25 protein-coding genes are annotated in these 25072 nt (G+C 40.5%); 13 read left to right on the forward strand and 12 right to left on the reverse strand.

The genetic code is table 11. The annotated features are described in order from the left end of the window. The first annotated feature begins 274 nt into the window (after nucleotides 1-274). Nucleotides 275-1039 (forward strand): CDP-diacylglycerol diphosphatase, encoded by a 765-nt coding sequence (locus I8748_RS20650; protein WP_198126430.1) that lies wholly within the window; start codon nucleotides 275-277, stop codon nucleotides 1037-1039. A gap of 70 nt (nucleotides 1040-1109) precedes the next feature. Here the strand turns inward: I8748_RS20650 and I8748_RS20655 are convergent, their stop codons facing one another. Further along, entirely contained in the window at nucleotides 1110-1499 is a 390-nt protein-coding gene (locus I8748_RS20655) for a 6-pyruvoyl trahydropterin synthase family protein (protein WP_198126431.1), read from the reverse strand. A 262-nt stretch (nucleotides 1500-1761) separates the two neighbouring features. Between I8748_RS20655 and I8748_RS35770 the strand changes: the two genes are divergently transcribed. The 3 genes from I8748_RS35770 to I8748_RS20665 all read left to right on the forward strand — a co-directional run bounded on the left by I8748_RS35770 (nucleotide 1762) and on the right by I8748_RS20665 (nucleotide 2480). After that, nucleotides 1762-1884, forward strand: coding sequence for a hypothetical protein (locus I8748_RS35770; protein ID WP_263976191.1), 123 nt, complete (start codon nucleotides 1762-1764; stop codon nucleotides 1882-1884). A gap of 15 nt (nucleotides 1885-1899) precedes the next feature. After that, nucleotides 1900-2100 carry a hypothetical protein gene (locus tag I8748_RS34690; RefSeq protein ID WP_214662682.1) on the forward strand — a complete coding sequence of 67 codons (201 nt, stop codon included), beginning with the start codon at nucleotides 1900-1902 and terminating at the stop codon, nucleotides 2098-2100. Between the two features lie 86 nt (nucleotides 2101-2186). Beyond that, nucleotides 2187-2480 (forward strand): hypothetical protein, encoded by a 294-nt coding sequence (locus I8748_RS20665; protein ID WP_198126433.1) that lies wholly within the window; start codon nucleotides 2187-2189, stop codon nucleotides 2478-2480. A 179-nt stretch (nucleotides 2481-2659) separates the two neighbouring features. Here the strand turns inward: I8748_RS20665 and psb34 are convergent, their stop codons facing one another. Continuing rightward, nucleotides 2660-2830, reverse strand: coding sequence for a photosystem II assembly protein Psb34 (gene psb34, locus I8748_RS20670; protein WP_198126434.1), 171 nt, complete (start codon nucleotides 2828-2830; stop codon nucleotides 2660-2662). Between the two features lie 187 nt (nucleotides 2831-3017). Here psb34 and I8748_RS20675 point away from each other — a divergent pair, with 187 nt between their 5' ends. After that, the gene (locus tag I8748_RS20675) at nucleotides 3018-3512 is read left to right on the forward strand and encodes a hypothetical protein (protein WP_198126435.1); all 495 of its coding nucleotides are present in this window, start codon (nucleotides 3018-3020) and stop codon (nucleotides 3510-3512) included. Here the strand turns inward: I8748_RS20675 and I8748_RS35775 are convergent. After that, nucleotides 3499-3630, reverse strand: a complete 132-nt coding sequence (locus I8748_RS35775) for a hypothetical protein (RefSeq protein WP_263976195.1) — start codon at nucleotides 3628-3630, stop codon at nucleotides 3499-3501. The two genes, I8748_RS20675 and I8748_RS35775, sit on opposite strands and share 14 nt — an antisense overlap. Before the next feature lie 355 nt (nucleotides 3631-3985). On the opposite strand from I8748_RS35775, the gene I8748_RS20680 reads away from it, so the two are divergent. After that, nucleotides 3986-5098: a hypothetical protein gene (locus tag I8748_RS20680; RefSeq protein ID WP_198126436.1), complete on the forward strand. Its 1113-nt coding sequence runs from the start codon at nucleotides 3986-3988 to the stop codon at nucleotides 5096-5098. 143 nt (nucleotides 5099-5241) lie between these two features. Here the strand turns inward: I8748_RS20680 and I8748_RS20685 are convergent, their stop codons facing one another. The 3 genes from I8748_RS20685 to I8748_RS20695 form a co-directional block, all read right to left on the reverse strand. Beyond that, on the reverse strand, nucleotides 5242-5514 hold the full coding sequence (locus I8748_RS20685; RefSeq protein ID WP_198126437.1) for a GlsB/YeaQ/YmgE family stress response membrane protein: 273 nt from the start codon (nucleotides 5512-5514) through the stop codon (nucleotides 5242-5244). A 254-nt stretch (nucleotides 5515-5768) separates the two neighbouring features. Beyond that, nucleotides 5769-7091: a vanadium-dependent haloperoxidase gene (locus tag I8748_RS36090; protein WP_198126438.1), complete on the reverse strand. Its 1323-nt coding sequence runs from the start codon at nucleotides 7089-7091 to the stop codon at nucleotides 5769-5771. Nucleotides 7092-7345: 254 nt separating this feature from the next. Next, nucleotides 7346-8368 (reverse strand): isopenicillin N synthase family dioxygenase, encoded by a 1023-nt coding sequence (locus tag I8748_RS20695; protein WP_198126439.1) that lies wholly within the window; start codon nucleotides 8366-8368, stop codon nucleotides 7346-7348. Nucleotides 8369-8650: 282 nt separating this feature from the next. Between I8748_RS20695 and I8748_RS20700 the strand changes: the two genes are divergently transcribed. The 3 genes from I8748_RS20700 to I8748_RS20710 all read left to right on the forward strand — a co-directional run bounded on the left by I8748_RS20700 (nucleotide 8651) and on the right by I8748_RS20710 (nucleotide 12900). After that, the gene (locus tag I8748_RS20700) at nucleotides 8651-10381 is read left to right on the forward strand and encodes a diflavin flavoprotein (protein ID WP_198126440.1); all 1731 of its coding nucleotides are present in this window, start codon (nucleotides 8651-8653) and stop codon (nucleotides 10379-10381) included. 101 nt (nucleotides 10382-10482) lie between these two features. Beyond that, nucleotides 10483-10977, forward strand: a complete 495-nt coding sequence (locus I8748_RS20705) for a phosphate-starvation-inducible PsiE family protein (RefSeq protein ID WP_198126441.1) — start codon at nucleotides 10483-10485, stop codon at nucleotides 10975-10977. A gap of 186 nt (nucleotides 10978-11163) precedes the next feature. Next, the gene (locus I8748_RS20710) at nucleotides 11164-12900 is read left to right on the forward strand and encodes a diflavin flavoprotein (protein WP_198126442.1); all 1737 of its coding nucleotides are present in this window, start codon (nucleotides 11164-11166) and stop codon (nucleotides 12898-12900) included. A gap of 159 nt (nucleotides 12901-13059) precedes the next feature. Here the strand turns inward: I8748_RS20710 and I8748_RS20715 are convergent, their stop codons facing one another. The 3 genes from I8748_RS20715 to I8748_RS20725 all read right to left on the reverse strand — a co-directional run bounded on the left by I8748_RS20715 (nucleotide 13060) and on the right by I8748_RS20725 (nucleotide 17648). After that, the gene (locus I8748_RS20715) at nucleotides 13060-14670 is read right to left on the reverse strand and encodes a M16 family metallopeptidase (protein ID WP_198126443.1); all 1611 of its coding nucleotides are present in this window, start codon (nucleotides 14668-14670) and stop codon (nucleotides 13060-13062) included. Between the two features lie 54 nt (nucleotides 14671-14724). Beyond that, complete coding sequence (locus tag I8748_RS20720) at nucleotides 14725-16269, reverse strand: M16 family metallopeptidase (protein WP_198126453.1); 1545 nt, start codon at nucleotides 16267-16269, stop codon at nucleotides 14725-14727. Between the two features lie 809 nt (nucleotides 16270-17078). Further along, entirely contained in the window at nucleotides 17079-17648 is a 570-nt protein-coding gene (locus I8748_RS20725; RefSeq protein ID WP_198126444.1) for a hypothetical protein, read from the reverse strand. A gap of 455 nt (nucleotides 17649-18103) precedes the next feature. On the opposite strand from I8748_RS20725, the gene I8748_RS20730 reads away from it, so the two are divergent. Together I8748_RS20730 and I8748_RS20735 are read left to right on the forward strand one after the other, a co-directional pair. Continuing rightward, nucleotides 18104-18616 carry a hypothetical protein gene (locus I8748_RS20730; RefSeq protein WP_198126445.1) on the forward strand — a complete coding sequence of 171 codons (513 nt, stop codon included), beginning with the start codon at nucleotides 18104-18106 and terminating at the stop codon, nucleotides 18614-18616. Between the two features lie 211 nt (nucleotides 18617-18827). Then, a complete protein-coding gene (locus I8748_RS20735) occupies nucleotides 18828-20018 on the forward strand; it encodes an NADH:flavin oxidoreductase/NADH oxidase (protein ID WP_198126446.1) in 1191 nt (396 codons plus the stop codon). 727 nt (nucleotides 20019-20745) lie between these two features. Here I8748_RS20735 and I8748_RS20740 read toward each other — a convergent pair. Beyond that, nucleotides 20746-22335 (reverse strand): DHA2 family efflux MFS transporter permease subunit, encoded by a 1590-nt coding sequence (locus tag I8748_RS20740; RefSeq protein WP_198126447.1) that lies wholly within the window; start codon nucleotides 22333-22335, stop codon nucleotides 20746-20748. Nucleotides 22336-22766: 431 nt separating this feature from the next. Between I8748_RS20740 and I8748_RS20745 the strand changes: the two genes are divergently transcribed. Further along, entirely contained in the window at nucleotides 22767-23369 is a 603-nt protein-coding gene (locus I8748_RS20745) for a TetR/AcrR family transcriptional regulator (RefSeq protein ID WP_198126448.1), read from the forward strand. A 131-nt stretch (nucleotides 23370-23500) separates the two neighbouring features. Here the strand turns inward: I8748_RS20745 and I8748_RS20750 are convergent, their stop codons facing one another. Then, entirely contained in the window at nucleotides 23501-23980 is a 480-nt protein-coding gene (locus I8748_RS20750; protein ID WP_198126449.1) for a hypothetical protein, read from the reverse strand. A 285-nt stretch (nucleotides 23981-24265) separates the two neighbouring features. Between I8748_RS20750 and I8748_RS20755 the strand changes: the two genes are divergently transcribed. After that, nucleotides 24266-24469, forward strand: coding sequence for a transposase domain-containing protein (locus tag I8748_RS20755; RefSeq protein WP_198126450.1), 204 nt, complete (start codon nucleotides 24266-24268; stop codon nucleotides 24467-24469). Nucleotides 24470-24688: 219 nt separating this feature from the next. On the opposite strand, the gene I8748_RS20760 is transcribed toward I8748_RS20755, so the two are convergent. Continuing rightward, nucleotides 24689-25072 (reverse strand): ISAs1 family transposase (locus tag I8748_RS20760; RefSeq protein ID WP_198126451.1); only part of this gene is annotated, 384 nt, incomplete at its 5' end.

Raw genomic sequence — 25072 nt, forward strand, 5'->3', positions numbered from 1 at the left:
GCCGTTCTGATATTTAGTATTAGCAAAATTAGTTATTTCATTTACAGCTTTTGGACTATTCCTTTTGGGGTATGTTTTTTTGATTTACAATCTTTAAATTTGGTGATTAAGGTTTACGTTGAACTGTAAATATTTTGAAGTGATAGGAAAGCAAAATTTGTCATCAAATTAGAAGTTTTGGATTTTTGAGGTACGGTTTTATCAACAGTATTGATTACAAAAAAATAGAGGTTAATTAATTTGATTAATCATCAATTAATATCAAGGTAATTATATGAAGAAACAAGCTCAAATTTTCTTAGCAATATTATTAACTTATTTAGTAGAAGTGAGCTTAACTACTATTTCCAATTCACAAGCATTAGGTAACAACGGCAGAGATTACCTCTGGCACAAAGTCCAGAAATGTGTTGCAAATGAGCAAGGACAGCCTCCTAAACCAGACCCATGTGTGTATGTTAATCTTGGCAATAGATACGCTGTAGCAAATGGTCAGAATTCAGTTGAATATTTATTACTCCCAACTGATAAAATCACAGGTATAGAAGACCCTAATGTATCACAAGCAGGCTCAGTGCCATATTGGCAGTATGCATGGGAAAAAGCCAGAGAGTACATACCCTTAAAGAAATCTCAGGTGCAATACCGAGATCAATATGGATTAGCTATTAATTCCAAACAAGCTCGCCATCAGGATCAATTACATATTCATATGTCTTGTGTTGATAAAAATGTGAGTATGGAGCTTAAGAAGAATGATAATCAGATTCCCAAGGGTAATTTTCAAAAGTTTAGCATTCAATTGTTAAATAACGAATATAATGTAATGCGATTAGATAATGCATCGCTTACAAATAATAACCCTTTCTATCTTGTAAAAAAATCCTTGCATTCCTCGCAAAAGATGGCTGACCAAAGTATTGCTGTAGTAGGAAGAAAGCAGGGAGGATTTTATATTTTGAAGACTGAAAGTGACTCCAGTAAAGGCTATAATGCAGCTGCGGAGAAGTTACTTGACGAAAATTGTACGACTCAATAATAGCTGTGTCATATAAAAATGTATCTCGTTTAATGGTGAGCCAGCTGCTGCAAAAATGCGATTATTTGATTTAATCATCCTCATACTCTACCCAAGAATTAGGAGTTTCTGACACTGCAATTTTTAGCTGGACATCAGATGGCACTTGCTTCTTAGTTACGTCATAGATGTATTTGGCAATCATTTCCGCTGTTGTTTCATACTCAGGAGGTAATACTTCATTGAGGATACAGTGATCTAGTCCCCCTTTTGTCACATCTTGTTTAGCCCAGCGTAAAGTTTTAAAATCAGCAACCATAACTGCATGGGGACAGTATTGTGAAGAGTGTAACTTTGATGATGTTGCCTCAATCCGTACTTTGTAAGTGTGTCCGTGCATCCTACCACATGGCCCATCATAATCTTTAATGTAATGGGCGCTATCAAATGTAAATTCTGTTACTAATTTCCATTTAGGCATTTAGTATTCCTTAATCTACTAACACGAAATAAAAGCCTGCATTAGAGTTTCAAGCTACGACAAATACAGCTTCGGGGGTTTGAATTTTTTTCCCAGTTCGGAGTGTTTGTTTGAGATAGGCGATCGCTTGCGATGCATTTGACCAATAACACTTCACTATACTTTTAACTTCTGCATTTAGGCGGAATCCTAGTTTACAAGGTATTTCGCGTAACTGTTGTAACAGTTTTTGAAGTTTGTCTGTTTTCCTGGAACCCTTGCTGTGCCAAAGTTATTTTTTGAGGTAAACTTAGGAGCCAGTCACGTGGTGAGGCAGTTGGGGAGCCAGCGCGATCGCCGCAATCGCACTCCTTACCCGCGATCGCCTTTATCCTCTAATAATTAGTTGAGAGCAGCAACGATGGCTGCGCCAACGTCTGCGACGAACGCACTGGGTAATTTAAATAGTACTAGTGTACTATTTAAAGCAAGCGATCGCCATTGCAATTTTTCCTCGTTTGACGGGTGGGGCGATGCTCCGAAGTTAAACATTACTCTTTCAACAACGCCACAAAAGCTAACTGATAGCTACTACCAAAGGTCTACTTTTATTTATAGCTAGAGGATAATTTTATTTTTATCTAATATCTTTATAAATGAAAACACATGTTACTTAATCTAATTTGATTTTTACCAATAAGGAGTAAAATGATAGATTCAGAATTTCATGGTACTGATGTAGACTTACTGCTACAAGACATCACTCCTAGCCAAGCAGAAACTTTTTTGGGAGGTTATTGCCAGCCTGATGAAGATTATCATTGTGTTTATATAGTCAATATTACTAAAAATCCGAGTCAGCCAAAAATTCAACCTAAAAGTACAGAGGTAGGTACTATTATTACTGGTCAAAAAATTAACACTATAGATAATTCTAGGAAAAATTATATCAATGGAGTTCCCATTAAAGGGGAAAGAAATATCGTCACTATATGTAGCTAAATGATGCACTTTGATATTGGGTTTACAAGTAATAAGTACCGTTAATATAAGCTTGTGCGATCGCTCCCCAACTAGAGGAAACTTGAACAATCCCCCAAACAAAAAACCCCGGTGTTAACTACCGAGGGTGATAAATCTTTTCTGTCGATGGGAGATACCAATACTGAAATCTAAAAATCTTAGCTAACTGCAAAAGCAACCAAAACTAAAGCACTAACAAATATAGCTGCAACTGCACCTTGTAAAACGTAGTTACGTTGTTCCCAAACTGCTGGGTACTCAGCGCAGTATACCTGGGGTTCAGTGGGATAGTTGTTGAGAACGCCGTCTTCATTAACTGTGGTGTACATAGTTTTTTCTTTTGTTTGTTTCCTTATGTTAAGTAATATAACAAAATTGTTACAAATAGTCAACAGGACTTGACACTAAAAGGCTGATAGCAGTAATAAAAATTGCTTATCAGGGGGAATAACTACTGAACCTCATTCAAAGAGGAAAGTAGGCGATCGCACCATCAACGGTATAAAAAGCAAAATTATGATTAAAATTGTCTGCAAGAATGTGATTTTGGGATTTTTGGCTATATTAATTGCCATACTTGTTTCAGGTACAATCCAGACTTGGGCAGCAAACCCCAATTTAGATGGCGACTCCCAGCCCACACGAATCAAGCTAAATGAATGTATTGCAGATGTAAAAGAGGTGACAGCTTGGGACGAGAAAGAAACATTAGCAGCAGCTCGTGAGATTTGTGCCGTACGCCAATCACACGCCAAACAAAAGGCGCGGTTTTTAAAATCCTTGAAGAAACTACAACAGGAATATCAAGATGCTACAAATCATGGATTTGACAAACATTTACCCACAGCGATTGCAGATTCATGGACAATTGTGAAAAGTTGCATTGATTTCAAAGAGGGATTTACATATCCTCACAATATAGCTTTATTGTCAGTACCAGAAAATGTTCGTACCAGTTGTTACTCATTGGGGTCTGATTTAGTCGAATCCGCCCTGTTTAGTCAAAAATGAAAGTCCAGCAGATGTTGTGGCTGCGATCGCACTCTGGAATCTTAGACATAGTACTAGCGTGCTGCGCCCAAAGAGCGATCGCCATTGCAACTATTCCTCTTTGAATGGCTCCAAGCAAGAGTCTGGATTGCTGCCACCTGAAGAGCAAGGTTTCTAAAATGTTTATAGGCGATCGCTGCTAACATCACGTTCGCGCTTATTACTTATAATTGGGAGTATGTGTACATCAACCTTAAAATCCTCTTCCCTGCACCCCTTCACCCCTAATCCCCACTCCCTTTCGGTCGTGGGGGCCCCGAGTTCCCCTGCTCCCTTGCAGTCTTAATGATAAGTCTTTAACCGAACACGATATAACACCATGTAGACTGGCTACTGCCAAATCAAGATTGTTGATAATGTTAACCTGAGTCATTACCAATTCTTAAATATAGGCTTTTATGCTGAACCTTGTTTATGAGTGAAGGTGAGACTAGATGAGTTTCAGAAAACTTTTTCTTGTTGCTCTTGGACTACTTGTAGCAATAGTCATTGGTATTTTGACAGATACAAAAGTAATTTCTCAATCTGCTACTGATTTAGCTTTAGCTTTATATCATGCCCCTATTCACTATCAAGACACAGATAGCACTAAGTATAGTGGAGATTACATTACACGATTTAATTATGATGGCGATTGGCAAGGTACGAATAACTGGGATAACCTTTCCCAATATCCTCTGAATGCTCATGCTTACTATTCTGTAGCTGAAACTTGTACTCATTGGTTCATTACATATTCCTTTTTCCATCCTCAAGACTGGACTGATATTCCTTTTGATCAAGAACACGAAAATGATTTAGAGGGTTTACTAGCAATAGTCCGCAAGGATGGTTCAGCTTTTGGTAAATTAGAGGGCGTTGTCACTGTATTTCATACAGATTTTTACTCTTACACCCCAACAGGTAGTTCTTTACAAAATGGTGCAGAAAATATTGATGGCACACTGACAATGAATAGTTACAGTGGTTCACTGCACCCATTAACAACTCAAGAAGCTAAAGGTCATGGACTAAAAGCTTGGCCTTATGCTGGAGATTTTGAAGGTGCTAGCAGTGAAGATGGGATTATTTACTATCCTTCGGAAACTACAGCAGAACTTCCTGCTTCGGGGAATGATAGGTATGTGCAATATCAATTGCTTGATGTATTTGCTGCTAATGGAATGTGGCAACATCAATTAGATGAAGCCTCTTTATCAAGTTCTTCTGCTTCGACTTTTGCTAGCTGGGGAACTTTTAAGGGAGATTCTAGTGGTGGTTGTGGTGCTGGTACACCTACTTGCAGTACAAATTCTGCTAATGCACCTTGGGGTTGGGATGATTCCAACGATGGTGCAGTATATAAAGGTGAAATGGCTTTAGACCCTGCTCATCTGACTGATGTTTATTTTGATGGGCTTGGGAATTTTGATACTACATACATCCGCAACCAATTTATTCAAGGGTTGAAAGACAGAGGATATAATTCTGCAAATCTTCCTCAAGGTTGGCCCTCTCAGATTAATCTCAATTCTCTGATTGGCAAGCTCAAAAGCCAATGCTCATAATCAGAAATTTGTGTTATTTATCAAAATAATAGTAGCGCCCACCTAAATACAGGTAGGCGCTATTGTTTTATATAAATTCAGGGAGAAAATATAGTAAAAGGAGTTCCCTGATGTTTACTATTAATTAAGCAAGATTTCAGATATTACAAAGCACTGCGGCTAGCTAACGCGTTCCACAAGAAAATTGCAACGATCGCACCAAGAACTGCTACTGCAATACCGGGAATGCTGAGTGTGGGAGCTGCTAGTGCAAAGTTTCCTGTACTGAAGAATACACCCAAACTACCACCAACAAAAGCACCAATGATTCCTAATAAGATTGTTGCTAAGATTCCGCCGCCTTGATGACCAGGGTAGATAGCTTTTGCTATAGCACCAGCAATTAGACCTAAAACAATCCAAGCAAGAATATTCATTGTTTTACTTTGATAAACGTTTTTTACTGACAAATACACAATAGCAATCCCAACATTGACATTCAATCTACCAGCAGAACCAATTATTAATCGTCTAGAGGATGAATACTATTACTTCTCGTGATTAAGTTGATTAATTCCAATGGTTAATTAATTGAAGAAAACTCAAGTTCAGCAACGCCAGCAAAGAAAAAAAGCCAGGAGTAGAATTTATCAACCTCCTGACTTTTATAGAGACACATGATGGTGTGTCTTTACTTTTTAATTGGTCGCAAGAAATTTTGGAAGGCATAGTCAGCAACCTGATAACCAAGTTTTTCTCCTTGGATATCTGCTGTACGGGTATGAATACCACCCCAAATTCGAGCTTCTCCAACCTCTTTGCCAATTTGTGAAAAACTAGTGTAACTACGTGTAACACCAGTGTTTAAGGGAAAAGTAAAACTCAAATTTACCTTGTCACTGCCAAAAAACTTTTGTAAAATCCGCTCTGGTGCGCCAGACGATACGCAATGTCCAGAAATGTAATCTGGATGCGCTGGTGTTATCAGTAACGGTTCCCAATTGGGGTCAGCAGAAATCGCTGGATTGCCTGCAACATCAGCATTACGAATTGCGGTTACCGGACGCCAGAAATTGTATTTGTACTTAATTCCATATCCAGCAATGTATCCATCTGTACCTGCCAAGTTAAGCAGGGCAAACAGTCTTGCACTATCAAGAATATCAATACCTTTCTTGATCGCTGCTGCCCTTGCTGCTGCATTCCAAATTAGTGGAGTTGGTACAGTCCAAAAAATAGCCGCTGCGGTTTGGTCAGCAGTTCGGACTTTACTGTTTTTGCCTCCAATGCTTTTTACTTCGTTAATCTCTTTGGCATATGGTGCACTGTTTAAAGCTAAAGGAGGGGGAACTTGGAACTGGTCAATATTTTTGAATGTAAATGGAGTCGCCTTGGCAATTTGTGGTGTCAGTGCTGCGGCGAATGTCGGCGGGGTAGGTTGCCAAACTCCTGGCCCAGTTCCAGGTTTATAGTCTACTTTTGCATCCCATCCATCTTGGCTGCGTAGGGCGATAATTTTTGTCGCAACTTGCTTCCCAAGATTAATCCCGTCTGTTTTCCCTTGACTTTCTGGAATCTTTGCTAATGAAGCTGTCAACGCGGCGTCAAGTGTTGTTTGCTGTGCTGGGTAAAGGCTCGTTAGAACGCTATATCCAGCAGATGCTGCCGCCGCCTCTATGGAAGTTCCACTGGGTGCTTTAATATCTACTGCATAAGGAGTATAGCGGCGATCGCTAGCATTTACCGCATCAAATATCGCTGCATGAGTGATTGCCAAAGCCCGAAACTGAGATGTAGCACTCACTGCGGCGGCTTGGGTGACTTTGATGGCTGTCTCATTCCAATCAGTCACTACGTTGGTAGCCTTGGCGGTCTTCGTGTTGGTAGTCTGGGCTACAGTTTGCGCTGACTGATGCAAAAAGCTTGGTGTAACTACAACTACTAACAAAACTGCCAAACTTAGCAAAATAAAACGCTTAATTATGTACCGATCCGTTCTGGAACTTGTACCCACTTTCTATACACCTAAATTTCAGTCGTATTACCGTAGATTTACTCTATGGGGTTGAGTAATCTCTGTCAAGAGGTAGATATCAAATTGTCTCCAAACCTGTAGTTTTTGTACTTTATGCCAAAGAAAACTGCTGTATATTAAATACTGATCCAAAAAAGATTATTGAAAAATAATAAAAATTAATATTGATACGAATCGCCCCTACAAAATATCTGTTGCATTCTTTTTTCAAATTGGTATTAACAACACAATTTCTATAAAACAGTGTCACGCAACTGTGGGAAAACTTTGGCAACCTTACTCAACACATACTCACCATACGTTCCGCGAAAGTCGTGAACACTAGCTTGATCCCAGCGTTCGTTTTTGTCGTCAACCACTACTTCTAAACCCTTTAATTCAATTGGCTTAACTTCAACATCAAAGTTGGGGTCGAAGAAGAAGGGGAATGAAAGGCGATCGCTTGCCGCTTGATTCTGAACACGATGCGGTGTTGATTTATACAATCCTCCCGTCATGCGATCGAGCATATCGCCGATGTTGCATACGAAGGAATCAGGAACCGGAGGCGCAGCAATCCAACCTGACTTTGATTTCACTTGCAATCCCCCAGAATCGTCTTGCTTGAGAATTGTCAAAACACCGTAATCTGTATGTTCACCAACACCCCATCTAGTCTCACCGTGTGATGGTGACAAATCAGGAGGATAGTTAAAGATGCGGAACAATGTTAGGGGATCTTTTGTGTAACGATCAGCAAAGTAAGATTTTGGCAATCCCAAGCTGAGGGCAATACCAGCCATTAGGGTATGTCCTAGCTGTGTCATAGCTGCCATGTATTCTAGGACTGTCTCACGGAACAGAGGAATAGGGGGAAATAAATTAGCACCGTGCATGGGTGTACCAGCTTTCACCAGTGGGTGATCTGCGTCCAACTCGGCACCAAAATAAATCCCTTCCTTCAAGTCAGGCTTACCTGATGTCAGTTCACCTCCCACCGGAAAGTATCCCCGCCATGCTTTACCACCCAATGCCATGCGAATTTCCAGCTTAGTTGCTAAATCTTGGGCAAAGAACTGGCGGCTAAGCTGTTCTAGTCGCTGTTGCAAGCCTTGATCTACCCCATGTCCAACAATATAGAAAAACCCAGACTCACGGCACGCTTGCCCAATTTGCGCTGTAACTGCGTGGCGATCGCCCTCTCCACAAATCAGTGGTTGAATATCAATAATCGGAACCTGTGAAAACCTTTGTTCCAGAACTTGCAAGATTTTCATAAGAACTATCAATAAGAGTATATAGCAATCCTAATTGATTTGTTGTACAGCAGCAGAAAAATTGCCGACATGAGTAAATAATCTAACTGAAGACTTAGTTTATCTCTAATTTTTGAAAAAAAACTAATGCTCAACATTGAGTAATTCAATGGTAATTCCATAGTAATCAACAATAATTATTTCTAATGATGACCTTTAAAAATTAGCATTTTACCATTTGAGTATTTCAAGCAAATATAGTAATAAGCAAATTTCCTCTAGACAAAATTTTGGTAAAAACTAATGGTTGCAATCACTAAAATTAATCAAAATATTTCTAATCCAGGACGTTTAACCATTCAAACCGTCGAAATTGCTGCTCAAACAACTGCTATTCGTTGTCTAGACTGGGATAGAGAACGTTTTGATGTCGAATTTGGTTTACGAAATGGAACTACGTATAATTCTTTCCTGATTCAGGGAGAAAAAATTGCCTTAATTGATACTTCTCACCGCAAGTTTGAGCAGTTATATCTTGAGATACTATCAGGCGTAATTGACATTAGTAAAATAGAATACTTAATTATTAGTCATACAGAACCAGACCATAGCGCTTTAGTCAAAGATATCTTGCAATTAGCTCCTTCTATTACCATTGTTGGTGCTAAGGTAGCTATTCAATTCCTGGAAAATATGGTTCACCAGCCATTTAAATCAAAACTGGTGAAAAGCGGAGAACGCTTAGATTTAGGTAATGGTCACGAATTAGAATTTATTTCTGCACCTAACTTACACTGGCCTGACACCATCTTTACTTATGACCACAAAACTAGCACGCTCTACACCTGTGATGTGTTTGGAATGCACTACTGTGATGATCATACCTATGATGAACATTTAGAATTAATAGAGGAAGATTTCAAATATTACTATGATTGTCTCATGGGCCCGAATGCTCGCTCTGTTTTGGCAGCTTTGAAGCGAATTGAAAACTTAGAAATCAAAACAGTTGCAACTGGACACGGGCCTTTACTACAAAACTATATTCCACAATGGGTTTCGCTATATCAAAACTGGAGCTTAGAACAAGCAAAAATAGATACTTTAGTAGCCCTATTTTACGCAGAAGATTACGGTTATAGTGAGCATTTAGTGCGTGCAATAGCACATGGATGTGCAAAAACAGGTGTGGCAGTAGAATTAGTCGATATTAATAGTGCTGAGCCTCAAGAAATTAGAGAATTAGCCACACAAGCCTCTGGTTTAGTAATTGGAATGCCAGCACAATCTTCAGTGGCGGCTCATGCTGCTTTAAGCACTATCTTAGCTGCTGCTCATAGGAAGCAATCTATTGGTTTAGTAGAGTCAGGAGGAGGAGAAGATGAACCCATTTACCCTTTACGCAATAAATTTCAAGAATTGGGTTTAACAGAAGCTTTTACCCCTATTTTAGTCAAAGAAAATCCGACTCCAGCAACACTACAACTTTGCGATGAAGCGGGTACAGATATGGGTCAATGGTTAAACCGCGATCGCACAATCAAACAAATTAAATCCATCAACACAGAATTAGAAAAATCCCTAGGACGTATTAGCAGCGGACTATACATTATAACCGCCAAAAAAGGAGAAATTCAAAGTGCCATGTTAGCTTCTTGGGTGACCCAAGCAAGTTTGAATCCTTTAGGAGTAGCGATCGCTGTATCCAAAGACCGAGCAATAGAATCCTTAATGCATGTTGGCGATCGCTTCGTTCTCAACGTTTTAGAAGAGGGAAACTATCAAGCATTAATGAAACATTTTCTTAAACGTTTTACTCCTGGTGCGGATCGCTTTGCTGGAGTGAAAACCTATCCTGCTAATAATGGCTCTCCTATTCTCGCTGACGCTCTAGCTTATATAGAATGTGAAATTACCACCCGTATGGACTGCGGCGACCATTGGGTCATTTATAGCACCGTCCAAACTGGAAGAGTCGCCAAAGTAAATGCACTTACCGCCGTCCATCATCGCAAAATTGGCAATCATTACTAAATGGGCATTTGTCATTAGTCCTTTGTCAGTTGTCATTAGGCATTGTTTAAGAGTCAAGAGTTAAAACCCCTTCTCCTTCCCCTTCCCCCTCTCAAAAAACCATGTATAAGCCTGTTGAAGATAACCCAATTTCCCTATATGAAATTAATCGCGGACGCATTGTCAGAAGCTTGGAATTAATCCAAGATGTGATTGTAATTTCTCTGTGTATAGGTTTATTTAGCTTCATGGTGTTACAGGTAAGAGATATGTTTCTCTCCCTGCTTCCCCCTCTAGATTTTCATGTTGTTACTGCTGATATACTCTTCTTGCTCATCTTAGTTGAGTTATTCCGACTGTTAATTATTTACCTACAAGAACAACGAATATCTATTGGCGTAGCTGTGGAAGTTTCCATTGTTTCTGCTTTAAGAGAAGTCATCGTCAAAGGTATTTTAGAAACTAATTGGAGCCAAGTTTTAGCGACTTGTGCCTTCTTACTAGTTCTAGGAATACTATTAACTTTGCGAGTTTGGCTACCTCCCACCTTTGAAGGCATCGATCCGGAACAACAAATATCTCAACGCTATAAAAGTCAAACCAAGTCGAAATTGTAGACTGGGGAGTAAGACAAAGCAGGGGAGCAGGGGAGATGAGGAGATAGGGTGATGGGGTGATGAGGAGAAATAACTAATGCCCCATTCCCAATTACCCATTCCCCATTCCCAATTCCCCATTCCCGATTCCCAATTCCCGATTCCCAATTCCCAATTCCCAATTCCCAATTCCCAACAGAGGTTAATATGTCTGCAACTACAATCACCTCCAACCGTCCTAGAGATGTTCAAGTTACAGAAATTGGTAAAAATACTATAATCTTGCGATCGCGGACTTGGGAAAGACTAAAATTTGAGGTTGAGTATTCCCGTCAACGGGGAACCACCGCAAATTCTTATCTCATCCAAGCTGATAAAAAAGCTCTCATCGACCCTCCTGGTGAATCTTTTACAGAAATTTATCTCCAGCAGCTAGCACAACACCTAGACTTCACTACCCTTGATTATATTGTTCTGGGTCACGTCAACCCCAACCGCAGAGCTACCCTTGAGGTATTGCTTGCTCAAGCTCCTCAAGTCACCTTAATTTGTTCTCGTCCTACTGCTAATACTCTTAAAACTGCTTTTCCTAACTGGGAATCACGCATCCAAGCCGTGCGCTTTAACGATACTTTGGATTTAGGACAAGGACATGAACTGTCATTTATCACGGTACCAACTCCTCGATGGCCGGATGGACTTTGTACCTATGATCCTGCGACCAAAATTCTCTACACAGACAAATTTTTCGGCGCTCATATTTGCGAAGATACCTTATTTGATGAAGACTGGAAAGCCTTAGATGCAGAGCGTCGTTACTATTTTGACTGTCTTCATGCACCCCAGGCTAAACAAGTTGAAGTTGCCTTAGACAAATTAACAGCTTTGGGAGCAAAATTTTATGCCCCTGCTCATGGCCCAATTGTGCGTTATAGCCTCAGCCGTTTTACCTTTGACTATCGTCAATGGTCTCAAGAACAAAAATCTCAAGAGTTAAGTGTGGCTTTACTTTATGCTTCTGCTTATGGAAATACAGCAATATTGGCTAATGGTATTGCCCAAGGTTTGATTGAAAACGGAGTTAATGTTGAGTCAATCAATTGTGAATTAGCAGACCCCGCAGAGATCACCCGTATTGTAGAAGCTTGCGACGGCTTTATTATTGGCTCACCCACTTTAGGCGGTCACGCACCAACGCAAATTCAAACAGCTTTAGGAATTGTCTTATCAACAGCAGCTAAAACTAAGTTAGCAGGTGTGTTTGGTTCCTATGGTTGGAGTGGAGAAGCAGTTGATGTAATAGAAAGTAAGCTCAAAGATGCCAATTATCGATTAGGGTTTGAAACTATTCGAGTGCGGTTTAGTCCTACACCTGAGATTTTACAACAATGCCAACAAGCAGGTGCTGCCTTTGCCCAAACCTTGAAAAAAACCAAAAAACTGCGTACTCCTCGCCAAGCTGTCACAGAAGCGAAAATAGACCGGACTGAACAAGCAGTAGGGCGAATCATTGGCTCTTTGTGTGTTGTCACAACTCGTGACGGAGAAAACCACAAAGGAATTTTAACTTCTTGGGTATCTCAAGCAACTTTTAACCCACCAGGAATTATGATTGCCATTGCTCAAGAGCAGAACGCAGATTTAATGCGTCATCCAGGTGATAAATTTGTACTCAATATTCTCAAAGAAGGAAGAAACATCCGACGATATTTTTCTCGTCATAGCGCTTTAGGCGATAATCCTTTTGCTAATCTTTCTACACGAACTGCTCTGAATGGTTCTTTGATTTTGAATGAGGCATTAGCTTATTTAGAATGTACAGTACAAAACCAGATTGAATGTGGTGATAGGTTGTTGATTTATGCCGTAGTCGATAAAGGAGAAGTGTTAGAGAATGATGGCGTAACTGCGATCGAACATCGAAAATCAGGGAGTTATTTCTAAAGCCATCTGTGTAGAATGGCACTAATAAAAACTGTCAAAGCTGGGGAAGATGGGGGATTAAGGACTAGTATTTAGTAGTCATTGATTCGGTGTCAACTATATATACACTTACTCCCCTGCTCCCCCAGCTTGCCAAATTAATTCACTGTTATACAATGCCTAGTCTTGGGTAGCCCCTGAACCAGGAATCGTTACATCTATCGGTGTCACTTGTGTTGCTATCTCTGTCAAAGGTGGTTGAATAGCAGTTTGATTTCCCACTACCAGAGTCACCATATTATCTGGTTTGATGTATTGCTGTGCTACCCGTTGTACATCAGCCTCTGTGGTTGCTGCTATGGCTTTTTGCTGTCGAAATAGAAAATCCGCAGGATAACCGTAATATTCGTATGTCATCAACCGTGACAAGGTTTGTCCAGGGCGTTGAAACTCGAATACAAAGGAGTTGAGTGTAGACTCTTTAGCCAAAGCTAGTTCTTCTGGTGTTATTCTTTCCTCTTGGATACGCTTGATTTCAGTCTGTAAAGCCTTGATAAACTGTACAGTATTAGGAGATTTGGTTTGTCCGCCAGCAATGAACAGTCCAGGGTAATCGTAGTTGGGACTCCAAAAACCTCGTACATCGTAAGTTAACCCTTGACGCGATCGCAATTCATTCATTAAACGTCCACTATCCCCACTTAATACCTCATTCAACACACTCAGCGCCCCATAGTCAGGACTATCTAAGCGTCCTCCTAAATGTCCCATACGAATAGTACTCTGAGTTAATTGCGGCTGATTGACAAAAAAGACACCACCTGTATTTGCTGGCGATACCTCTGGTAATTGGGGTTTAGCGATGTTGGGGTTGGGCTGCCAATCGCCTAACTGAGTTTCGATGAGCGATCGCATTTTACTGGTGTCAAAGTCCCCTACAACCCCCAAAATTATATTATTGGGGTGGAAATATTGTTGGTAAAAGTTCAGCAAGTCTTCACGAGTAATCCGATCTACCGTTGCGTACTCTGGTGTGCGGGCATAAGGGCTATCTTTGCCATAGATTAACTTCAGAAATTCCCGACCCGCAATACTATTTGGATTGTCATTGCGACGGGCAATACCATCTTTCAACTGAGCCTTAGCCAAATCTACCTTTTCCTGATCAAACACAGGCTCTCGCAACACCTCAGCAAATAGCCCAAACACTGTTTCTAAATCTTCAGTGAGTGTACTAAAATCAGCACTGCCAAAAGTTTCGCCAATGTCAGTTGTCACCCCAGCTGCTCGTTGTGCCAATATCTCGTCTAGTTCATCAGGGGAATGTTTCTCAGTTCCCCCAGTTCGCATTACTGTTCCAACAACATCAGCTAAACCAACTTTATCTGCTGGTTCCAAGCGACTCCCTGTACGCACTAATGCTGTACCACCCACAAAAGGTAGCTCATGATCCTCCGCCAAATACACAACCATGCCGTTTTGTAAGACAAATCGGTCATACTTGGGTAGTTTAATCTCAGGTAGTGGGGCAAACTGCAACTCGGTATAATGCTTTGTCGTTGCTGGCACTGCCACAGTCAAGTCAAAAATTACAATTAAAAAGGCAATAGCAAGACTCAAAGCATAAAAAAACCTCTTGCTTTTGGGAATTTTAAATTTTGAGAGAAGTCTAAACGCCGGCTTGTGCTGCTTGGAACTTCTCCTGTCAAAGACGTTCTTGCTAGCTTGCTTCCCCAAAGGGGTACGGTGATTTTCCTTCTGCTTTCTACTATTCACCTTGTACCTGTGCATATATCTAATTCCTTTGCATCTTTTGCATTAGCCTGCTGCAAATCTCTGTGCGTTTCACCCCTGTTGCGACAACAACTTGCCAACAGTGCGATTTTCAGGTGTAAACGTTGTTTTTGCCACTCGCTGAATATCAGCAGGAGTCACTGCTGCAATTGCATCTAAATACTTAAATAAATTCTGCCATGAGCCAGTTTTTACCTCATATTCCAACAATTGCTCAGCCATTTCCATATTGGAATTGAGGCTAGCTAATAAACCCGCTCTGATTCGGGTTTTCACACGTTGCAACTCATTCGCTGAAACAGGCTCAGTCTTCAATTGCTCTATTTCCTTTTGTAAAGCTGCTGCCAACTCATCTACGGTTTCACCAGAAACCGTAGGATTAAAGAAAACTATCAAATTCGGGTATTTGTTGCCTGGCTCACTAAGGATCGCATTTACATATAGTGCTAACTGCTGCTGTTCTACCAAAGACTCATACAGCCGCGACCTGCCCCCACAACACAATAAATTGCCAATGATGTCATAAACTGCATTATCTGGATGACTAAGCGCCGGACGGTGATAACCTTCAAAGTACCAGGGTTGAGATGGTAGCTGCAAAGTCACCTCCCGCATTTGTGTCTGCGGCGGTTCGGCCGGAATTTGGGAAATTGGTTTTGGTTTGGCTTGATAGTGTCCAAAATAAGTTTGTGCCAGTTTTTTAACCTCAGCTGGGTTGACATCTCCGACAATAGCGATGGTTAAATTGCTTGGTACATAGTATGTCTCAAAAAACTGCCGCACATCTTTTGGTGTTAAGTTGCGGATATCTTCTTCATAACCACTTATTGGTCGTCTATAGGGATGGACTTTGAAAGCAGTATCGAGAAACTTCTCTCTCATCAGTCCAGTAGGTGAGTTGTCCACCCGTAAGCGTCGCTCTTCCAAAACGGCATCTTTTTCTTGATAAAACCCGCGACGAAATTCTGGTTCTAGAAATCGCTCTGACTCCAGCGACATCCACAGTTCCAACTTATTAGCAGGAAGGCTGTAAAAATAACGGGTGGCATCTGTAGAAGTGTCAGCATTTAAATCTGTAGCTCCTGCTTGTGTGATAATTTGCTCGAACTCATTGTCCTTAACTAGTTTGGCTGCTTGCGCTTTTACTTGCTCAAACTCGGCTTGCAACCGAGCAACCTCATCTTGTTTCCCCTCAGCTTTTGCAGCTCTAATTTGAGCATCCAACTCTTCTAAGCGGTCTAACAGCGGTTTCTCTGCTTGATAGTCTTTTGTACCAATGCGCGTTGTACCGTTGAATGCCAAATGTTCTAGAAAGTGAGCTATACCAGTTTTTCCGTCTGGGTCATCCACTGCACCTACATCTGCATAAGTGATAAAGGAAACTACTGGTGCTTGATGCCGTTCCAAAACAATAAATTTGAGTCCATTATCGAGACGAAACTCGCTCACCTGCTTAATCGCTCGATCTAGATAAGGTTGTATTGAACTTGGGGCTGGTGGGGTTTGAGTTGGGCTTTCTTGTGGAGGAGATGTTGTTTGAGTTTGAGCTATGGCGACTTCTGGCATCATTCCCCACCATAGAATTACTAATGTCATTAATATTGCAAAAATCCGACGCAATCTTAATGACACAGTAATTGCAAAAACTAAATGGGAAATTATGCCTTTTAGCCTTACTTGATCTTCCCAATCTTCTTTGAAAACAAAATGTTTTCTATCATTGCTCAGAATTGTTTGTATTCTCAGGAAAGGATTGAAAAATACTGTTGTTTTCCCAAAATCTATGAATTGAGCAGTAACTATGTTAATGTAGAGTTGATGTAATTTTTTAATCAACTCTATAAAGTCAACAGCCTTTTGGAGTTTCTGAAGTACAGAACAGTTTTGAAGCTGGTTCGATAACGGCATATAACTTTTATCCTGCTATTTTGTTAGTAGCAAGTTGGCTAAGCTAATCAGCATGTAAGTTGCATTTTTAGTTAGTAAGCTAAAACTTATCTAAATTGCATGATCACTTGTAGTCGTCGTTTTTTGTCATTAGTTTTTTGTCATTTGTATTTACAAAGGACTAATGGCTAATGACGGTCTTATCCTTTCAAAGACGCTACGCGAACACGAGGATTATGCAACTTGGATTTACATTAGCTTAGGTACAATTCTGATTTCTTTAAGGGCGATGCAGATCAGCTTATTATTGGTTATTAATAAGCAGTTTAGTATACTCCTGAAGAGGGCCATCATCCAAATGCTGTATATTTTTAGTTTGGTTTTAATACGTCTTTAGACACAGCTTGGAAACGGCAATATTACAGCTATTTTCAGATGCATAGACCACAGCTAGGGCTGGGAGTGGGGAGTAGGGAGTAGGGAGGAATGGCACTAAGAAAAGCTGAAAAGCTTGTGGTTTAAGCACTCTGCAATTGCTTACGTAATTCGTGCCGGGGTTTGGTCAATCTGGGGTAAGCTTTGGGGCGGCGTTTAATAACTCGTGGTTCATTGCGTGCGGGACGGTCAGGAACAGTCTTGTGAACAATAATTTTGAGTAAAGTGCGGTAAAGTCTAAACCGTTTTTTAAAGTTAGCGGCTTCTAATTTGGGGATAAAATTAAGTAAATGATGACGAGTACCTTGCAGGGATAAGCGTAAGGGAGGAGTATTATAAGTAGTTCCAGCCGACCACATTAAGCTACGAAGTAGATTGTAAGCTAGTAAATAAACATAAATTTCTTTGCGTACAGTTTTATCACTATCTAGAATTTGAGATAAAAATGCCCACAGCGTTATGATTGGGTCAAATAATCGCTTTTTGTATTTTATTTTTAGCTCTGTTATGGCTTGTCTGATTACCGATTCTGGTAACAGTTCTTTAAACGGTAGCCCTAAACTCTGGCTAAATTTATCCTTGAGAATTTGTACTCGTAGTGTCACAGTAGTAGTTATCGTATGTGCTTGCTCGTTCTCATAAAAGTATTTCACGGACGAGTAAGCTTTTTCTACCGACAAAAATTTTTGGACAACTGTACATTATCCTTCCATCAGCGATCGCCTGACTCATGCCATGACTGCACGACTGGGCATTAAAGCTGTAGCTCCTACTCCGCATAGCTTAGAGCTTTTCTTAGTGCCATTCGGGTATAGGTTGGCTATTTGTAGTCGGGGGATTGTGATCGCAAAAGGAATATATTAATGCAACGGCTTACGTAGTCTCATGTCAGGAGCTTAGCATATTTCAACGACATTTTTACCCCCTGGAGAAAGAGATTTTTCTTATTATTAACATCACAAAGAAGATGTCCATATTAGCAAACTTTAGTTAAAGTTAAACACGGTGGCACTGACTCTGCACAAGCAGAGGCGGTAGTTGGGAGAACGTGATTAATAGTTAGCTTATTTCATAGAGCTTTTGAAAATAATTTAGTTGGAATTTCTTGATGAATTACCTGATTGCAGTTTTACCAGATAAGTCAAAAGCAGAAGCAGCTTATTCTGCTTTAACAAAAGATGGTTTGTCTCCAAACCAAGTAGATATTTTGGGAAGTGGTTATAAAAGTGCTGATGATTACAAGCTGATTGAACCAAAGCAACAAGCACAAAAACAGGCAAAGCGATTATTATACTGGCTAGTACCTTTTGGATTTATAGCTGGTTATGCCTTTAATTATCTAACTGGTATTGAAATTTTTGCACTGGGTGAGTTCGGCAGTCATATGATTGGTGGGCTTTTAGGAGCGGCTTCTGGTGTCTTAGGTGCTTATTTAGTAGGTGGTGCAGTTGGTATAAGCGTAGGCAGTGGTGATGCTTTGGCATATCGCAATCGTTTAAATGCAGGCAAGTATTTAATAGTGGTTAAAGGAACAGAGGATTTAACCCGCCAAGCTACACATATTCTACGCTCCTTTGAACCAGAAAATATTCAAGGTTATGTCGAGCAAACTAGTGCTTAACAAATGACTTTTCACAATCTACACTGAAGTTTAGTTGTAAGAATTCACTCCGTCAGAATTCAGGAGCCAGAATAGTATTGAATCAGAAGACAATTTGATAAATGAATATCGAAATAGTACTGAAATCCTTATAAATTCTGACTTCTGTCTCCTGGGTGCTGAATTCTTACGTTTAGTTATTAATTTGCAGAGTAAAATATTTAAAAAAGATATGACTACAGATAATACAATAAATCTTTCATCATCCATAGCTCCAAAGGAATTACAATTTTTGCCTGATTACGGATGCCAATCGGCTTGTTTACATGACCAAGAAATACCTGAATTGGACTTATTTAGTCCATTAACAATTCGAGATTTAACTCTGCCAAATCGTGTAGGAATGTCACCAATGTGTCAATATTCAGCAGAGAATGGAGTAGCCAATGACTGGCACTTTGTTCACTTGGGGAGCAGGGCCGTTGGTGGTGCTAGTTTAATTATGGTGGAAGCAACAGCCGTAACATCTACTGGACGAATTACACCTGGTGATCTGGGTCTATGGAACGATGCTCAGATTGAACCATTGGCACGTATTGTGCGTTTTGTTCGCCAACAGGGAGCAGTCGCGGGTATTCAACTGGCTCATGCTGGACGCAAGGCAAGTTGTAATGTTCCTTGGCTAGGTGGTACACCTCTAACACCTGAACAAGGGGGCTGGACTACAGTTGCACCAAGCTCAATTGCGTTTCATGATAATAGCCCTCCTCCAACATCCCTTGATGAGGATGGTATTGAACAAGTCATTATCGCGTTTGTTACTGCGGCAGACCGTGCGCTACAAGCTGGTTTTCAAGTTATTGAAATCCACGCGGCTCATGGTTACTTGTTACATTCTTTTCTTTCACCGTTGAGTAATCAGCGTACAGACATTTATGGTGGTTCCTTAGAAAATAGAATGCGTTTATTACTGGAAGTGGCAAGACGCATACGAGGTAAAATACCTCAAGGAATGCCACTTTTGGTTCGTATCTCTGCTACTGATTGGGTAGAAGGTGGTTGGGACATTCAACAGTCAGTCATCTTATCTAGTGAACTCAAAGCTAATGGTGTTGATTTGATAGATGTTTCCACAGGCGGTTTAGTGCCTCACGCAAAAATTCCTGTACAAAAAGGTTATCAAGTGCCTTTCGCTGCCAAAATCAGGCAACAAGCTCAAATCAATACAGCAGCCGTAGGCTTAATAACTGATGCTGAGTATGCTAATCAAATCATTACTCGTGGCTGTGCGGATTTGGTTCTCATCGGTCGAGAATTGCTGCGCGACCCATACTGGTCTATTCATGCTCAGTTGAGCTTGGATGAAGCACCGAACTGGCCTATACCCTATGGCTATGCTGTCAAACGACAAAAACGTAAGTAGTTGAATTTGGCGCAGTTCAAAGAGGCAAGTGTGGAATGGCACGCTCGAAAGCTGGGAAAGCTGGGGAGGCTGGGGGAGAAAAGAGTATTTTTTAGTACTTTATTTACCAGGAATACATTTATGTTTTGGTCTCCCCCAGTTCAAGAACGCTTGCCTCAACAGATAAAACTAAACTTAGTGATATTCGGGAGTAGGGAGTAGGGGAAGAAAGTGTTTCTTTCATTCATAGCGGGTGGTGCGCCGCCCGTCGGACGCTTTCAAGAAACACTCTTAGTGGGGAGTAGGGAATGGGAAAAGAAAGTGTTTCTTTCATTCATAGCGGGTGGCGTGCCACCAGTGCAGCTGCTCCTAAGAAAACTGCGTTTTCTTTCGCCCTTCCCGTAGGTGCGCCTTCGTTAGAGACTCAAGAGACTCACGTTAAAATTCAATGGTGTTCAGCTTCAAGGGCACAAGGGAAAGGACTTGTACAAATCTCTCCCCTGCTCCTCTGCTCCCCAGCTCCCCTGCCTCCCTCCACCCGACAACTTTGGGTTGTTCAAGAAGGCAGAGGGCAGAGGGCAGAAGGAACCAATTGGAAGGGGATTGTGACCCCTACCAATTTCGTTGCTCCCAAATCTTTGATTTGGGAGGGGCTTCAGACCCTTACTCATGAGCAGTCGTGGGCAGAGGGCAGGAGACATACATAGCTGCCTCCTGCCTCCTGCCCTCTGCCTTTTTTGGTGAACTACTAGTGTCCTACTGGCGCTTTTGCTCCTGCGCCACCCTTACCTAGAAACAGTAACAAGGGTAATGAGCAAATAAACGCCACTCCCACAACTCGAAAGATATCTGCATAAGATAAAACGGCAGCTTGAGTATTTACTGTTTGACTTAATAAAGCAAGTGCTTGTTGTTGTGCTGTTGTCGTATCCATACCTTGGCTTTGGAGGAACCCTTTGAGCGCATCAAGACGTTGATTAGTCTCTGGGTTATAAGGACTAAGTTTTGCTAAGAGGATGGCTTGATGAAAAGCCTGTCTTCGATCTAGCAAAGTGGTGAGTAGGGCAATGCCGATGCTACCACCTAGTTGTCGAGTCAGGTTATAAAAACCAGAGCCGGCAGAAACATCCTGTTTAGGTAGCCCTCCTAGAGTTGCCAAACTCAAAGGGAGAAACATCAATACAGTAAAAGCTCCCCGCCATACTAAGGGCCAAAATAAATCATCTGTACCGCTTTCTGGGGTAATTCCTGCCAGTTGAAACATGACTCCAGATGTTCCTACAGCACCCATTGCAATTAAAAATCTAGCATCAATTTTGGTTGAGAGTTTCCCTAATATAATCATCACGATCGCAGATGCTAATGCCCCAGGTGCTAACAATAGTCCTGTTTGTGTTGCTGTAAAGTGCAGCACACTCTGAGCAAATATTGGTACAGCAAAGAGTGCCCCATAAAGCCCCATCCCCACCAAGGCAGAAAGAAGACTTCCTGCTGCTAAAGAACGATGACGGAGAACTCTCAAATTCACAGCCGGGTGATCTGTTTTCATCTCTTGCCAAATAAATAGCCCTAAGCCAATGATGCTAGTAACGAGTAAAGAGGTAATAAAACCGGAAGAAAACCAATCGTCTTTTTCACCTTCCTCTAACAGGGTTTGCATAGAGCCAATGGCTACAATTAAAAACCCAATTCCCCACCAATCAACAGCTTGATTCTGCGCTTTGGTCTTATCACCATCCTTTGGTAAAAACAGCAAAGACATTACCACTGCTAAGATCCCAAAAGGAATGTTGACGAAGAAAATCCAGCGCCATCCTAAACCGTCTACCAAAAAACCTCCCAAGGTCGGGCCAATGGCTGGCCCAGCAATTACTCCCACTCCAAAAACTGCTTGAGCAAGTCCCTGTTCAGCAGGGGGAAAAGTCTCAAATAAAATTGCTTGGGCTTTAGCTAACAACCCACCACCGCATAAACCTTGGATAATTCGGGAAATAACCAGCATTGGTAGATTCAAGGAAAGCCCACATAACACCGAGGCAATGGTAAAACCCACTAGGGAGAAAATAAAGTAAGTTTTACGCCCAAAGTAGTCTCCTAGCCATGCCGACAAAGGAATTAAGACGACGTTGGCGATAGAATATCCAGTAACGACCCAGCCAACCTCACTGACAGTCGCACCAAGGGTAGCTTGGATGTCAGTTAAGGCAACGTTAACAATACTAGTATCAATTACTTCTAAAATTGCACCCAAGGAAGCAGTGAAAGCGATCGCCCATTTCAAAGATCCTTGCACATAACCAGCTTGGTTAATAGAAGTTTGTTTATGAGGGGTAGCCATATTTATTTATAAATATTGGTATTTATTGTAACTTCCAATATTGGATGAGTGTAGGTAAAGTCTCTGTGCTTCATTCCATACCCTACAAGAATAAAACAACTAAATTTAAGCTTAAATACTTGTCTTCAACTCAGCAATATTTATAAATATTTATACTCCTTTAAACGTATTTTTACTATAATTGATTTACAGGCGGCTACTTCAGTCATTACAACTTCAGAGCAAAAACTGTATTAAATTTATATACGCTACTGTAGCGTATCGTATATAATTGGTCAAGGTTATCTTTCCAAAGGTTGAAAAGTTTACTAGCAAATTGTCACAATCACATTAGTTGGGGTGATAGCTTCCTGACATTCTTTGTCCGAAAAGTGACGGCGATTCTTCTAAAGAATCATGCTTTATAGTCAATTCTTGAACCATACTTATAGATGAATAAGCAAATTCACAGTATTTCTGGACGACCACGTAGTACCCATGCTGACCAAGCTATTTTGCAAGCGACGTTAGACTTGCTAGCGGAGGTAGGATACCAAAGCATGAGTATAGAAGCGATCGCTTCCCGTGCTGGAGTGGGCAAAACTACTATCTATCGGCGTTACACTTCTAAAGAAGAAATAGTTGCAGACGCGATTGAAAGCCTGAGAGAGGATATATCAATACCAGATACTGGCAGCTTTTGGGGAGATATGGATATCCTCATTGAGAATGCTGCCAAAAAAATAGATAGTCCCCTTGGCCGTCAAACACTAGCTTTAATTATTAGTACAGCATCTAGCAACCCTCAGTTTGCCCAAGTTTATTGGAAAAGATATATACAACTTAGGCGCGAAGCATTTGCTAAAGTCCTAGAACGTGCCAAGTTTAGAGGTGAAATTCACTTGGATGCAGATATTGACCTAATTATTGACCTTGTAAGCGGATCTTTATATTACGCACTGATTTTCAAACCCACAACAGAGCCAGTAGAAGCTTACATGCGCCGAACTATGAATATTCTTTTTCAAGGTATAGGGAAGCGATCGCTGTCCTGATAACGGGTTTGTTTTGGGCTGCGATCGCTACTTGAAAAAGGCAGGAGGTAGAAACTCTTCATATGTGATTTTGAGTCCTGCGTTTTTACCTCAATTAAAAGCAAACTGCTGTATATCAGAATGACGATTAGTTAGAATGCCACAGATTCAGCTGTACCTTTCAATGGGGTAATTATATAAGTCTGTGTTTGCCCTTGGTTAAATACCGGAATCGTAGAAAATTTGTTGACTGTTGTGATCCCGTCAGTTTCAATTTGGGCTTGGTTGTTTTCTCCTAGATTTACACGAGGTATAAGCAAGCTAAATGTTGTAGAACCAGTATCCACCGTCCTGCGGGTAGTTACAGTCACTAATGTGCCAATTTCCAATTCCGCAGTTCGGATTTCATCTCCTGTAAAATCTAATGTTTGTTCTTTGTCTTCATAGTGGAAAAGTGGCCTACCAGTAATGCTTGACGTTGAGTAAGTAACCTTGATTCTATATCCACGGTGATTATAACTACTGAGATTGTACAAGTTTGGTGTTTTTGTTTCCGCATAAGACGGGAGTATAGATATGGCTGTTAGCGTCATACCTAATGCGAATGATGCAATTAAGTTTTTTGTTTGCATATCTCAAAAAGTTATCACTAATTTGATAGAGATTCCTGCTTTTACAGGCTGGCAATAATTTGCCAACTTAATTTTAAAGCTAAATCTTCCCAAGCTCGTGTAAAATGGAACACATTGCAAAGCTAATTAATATACTTGCAATAATTATTTATAATGTATAAAAATTTTTACCAACGCAGTGGTTTTAAAATCTAAAACTATTACAGTGGGGTATAAGTCAATACGGTTCAGTTAAGCCTGAAAGTTAGGTAAAGTAAGCATTGTTCCCAAGCATCAAAATGAATCGTGGTACATCTCAAAGATTTGTCAGTGTTGTCTCCAAAGATACAAAGTAGCGATTTACTGAAAGCGATTGAGACAGCTATCCCTGCAACGGCGATTGAGCAGGCGATCGCTACTACAAAAGCTGATGAGGAAAGAAGGCGATCGCTACCAGCACAATTAGTAGTAAGCCAGGGCAAACGCATCTTATTTACTAACAAAAACTAAGCAAGATTACAAAATGACATAGATAATTGTAAAAATTGATGAAACGATAAGCAAAGTAAATCAAACTTGTTCTGAAATATCAATGAGTTCATCTTCATCTGAATGAACAATTCATTAATCAGAAAACAATTTAATTAGGAGGTACATAAAAGTATATTTACCTAGAAAATTGATAAATTCTTCATGTGAAATATTCGACTTAAGTTTTGATGTACTATTTTAAGCTAACGCTAAAATATTTAGTAAATAGTTGTTATCCATCGCCGCGAGGAACTGTTTATTTTTAATTCCTCGTTTTACACGCTTCTCTTTACCTAAAAGATTGACCGCAATCTGCCTTATAATTGCAAAATTTTGTGGAGCGTTATCTTTCCTAATGCGGGACTCATCTTCTTTAAAAGCAACATCCAATATCCAATGCAATGAATTCTCAATTCCCCAATGACTACGAATAGCATTAGCAAACTGTTCAATATTTTCTTCAAGGCTACTAATAAAATAACGAGTCTCAACTGTTGTCTCATCATTTAACGAGCGGACGGACTCTACCATTCCAACACTGCTAAACTTTGACCAAACTGAATCTGAATCAAGTTGTGATCC

This window comes from Amazonocrinis nigriterrae CENA67 (assembly GCF_016056305.1).
Taxonomy (GTDB): domain Bacteria; phylum Cyanobacteriota; class Cyanobacteriia; order Cyanobacteriales; family Nostocaceae; genus Amazonocrinis; species Amazonocrinis nigriterrae.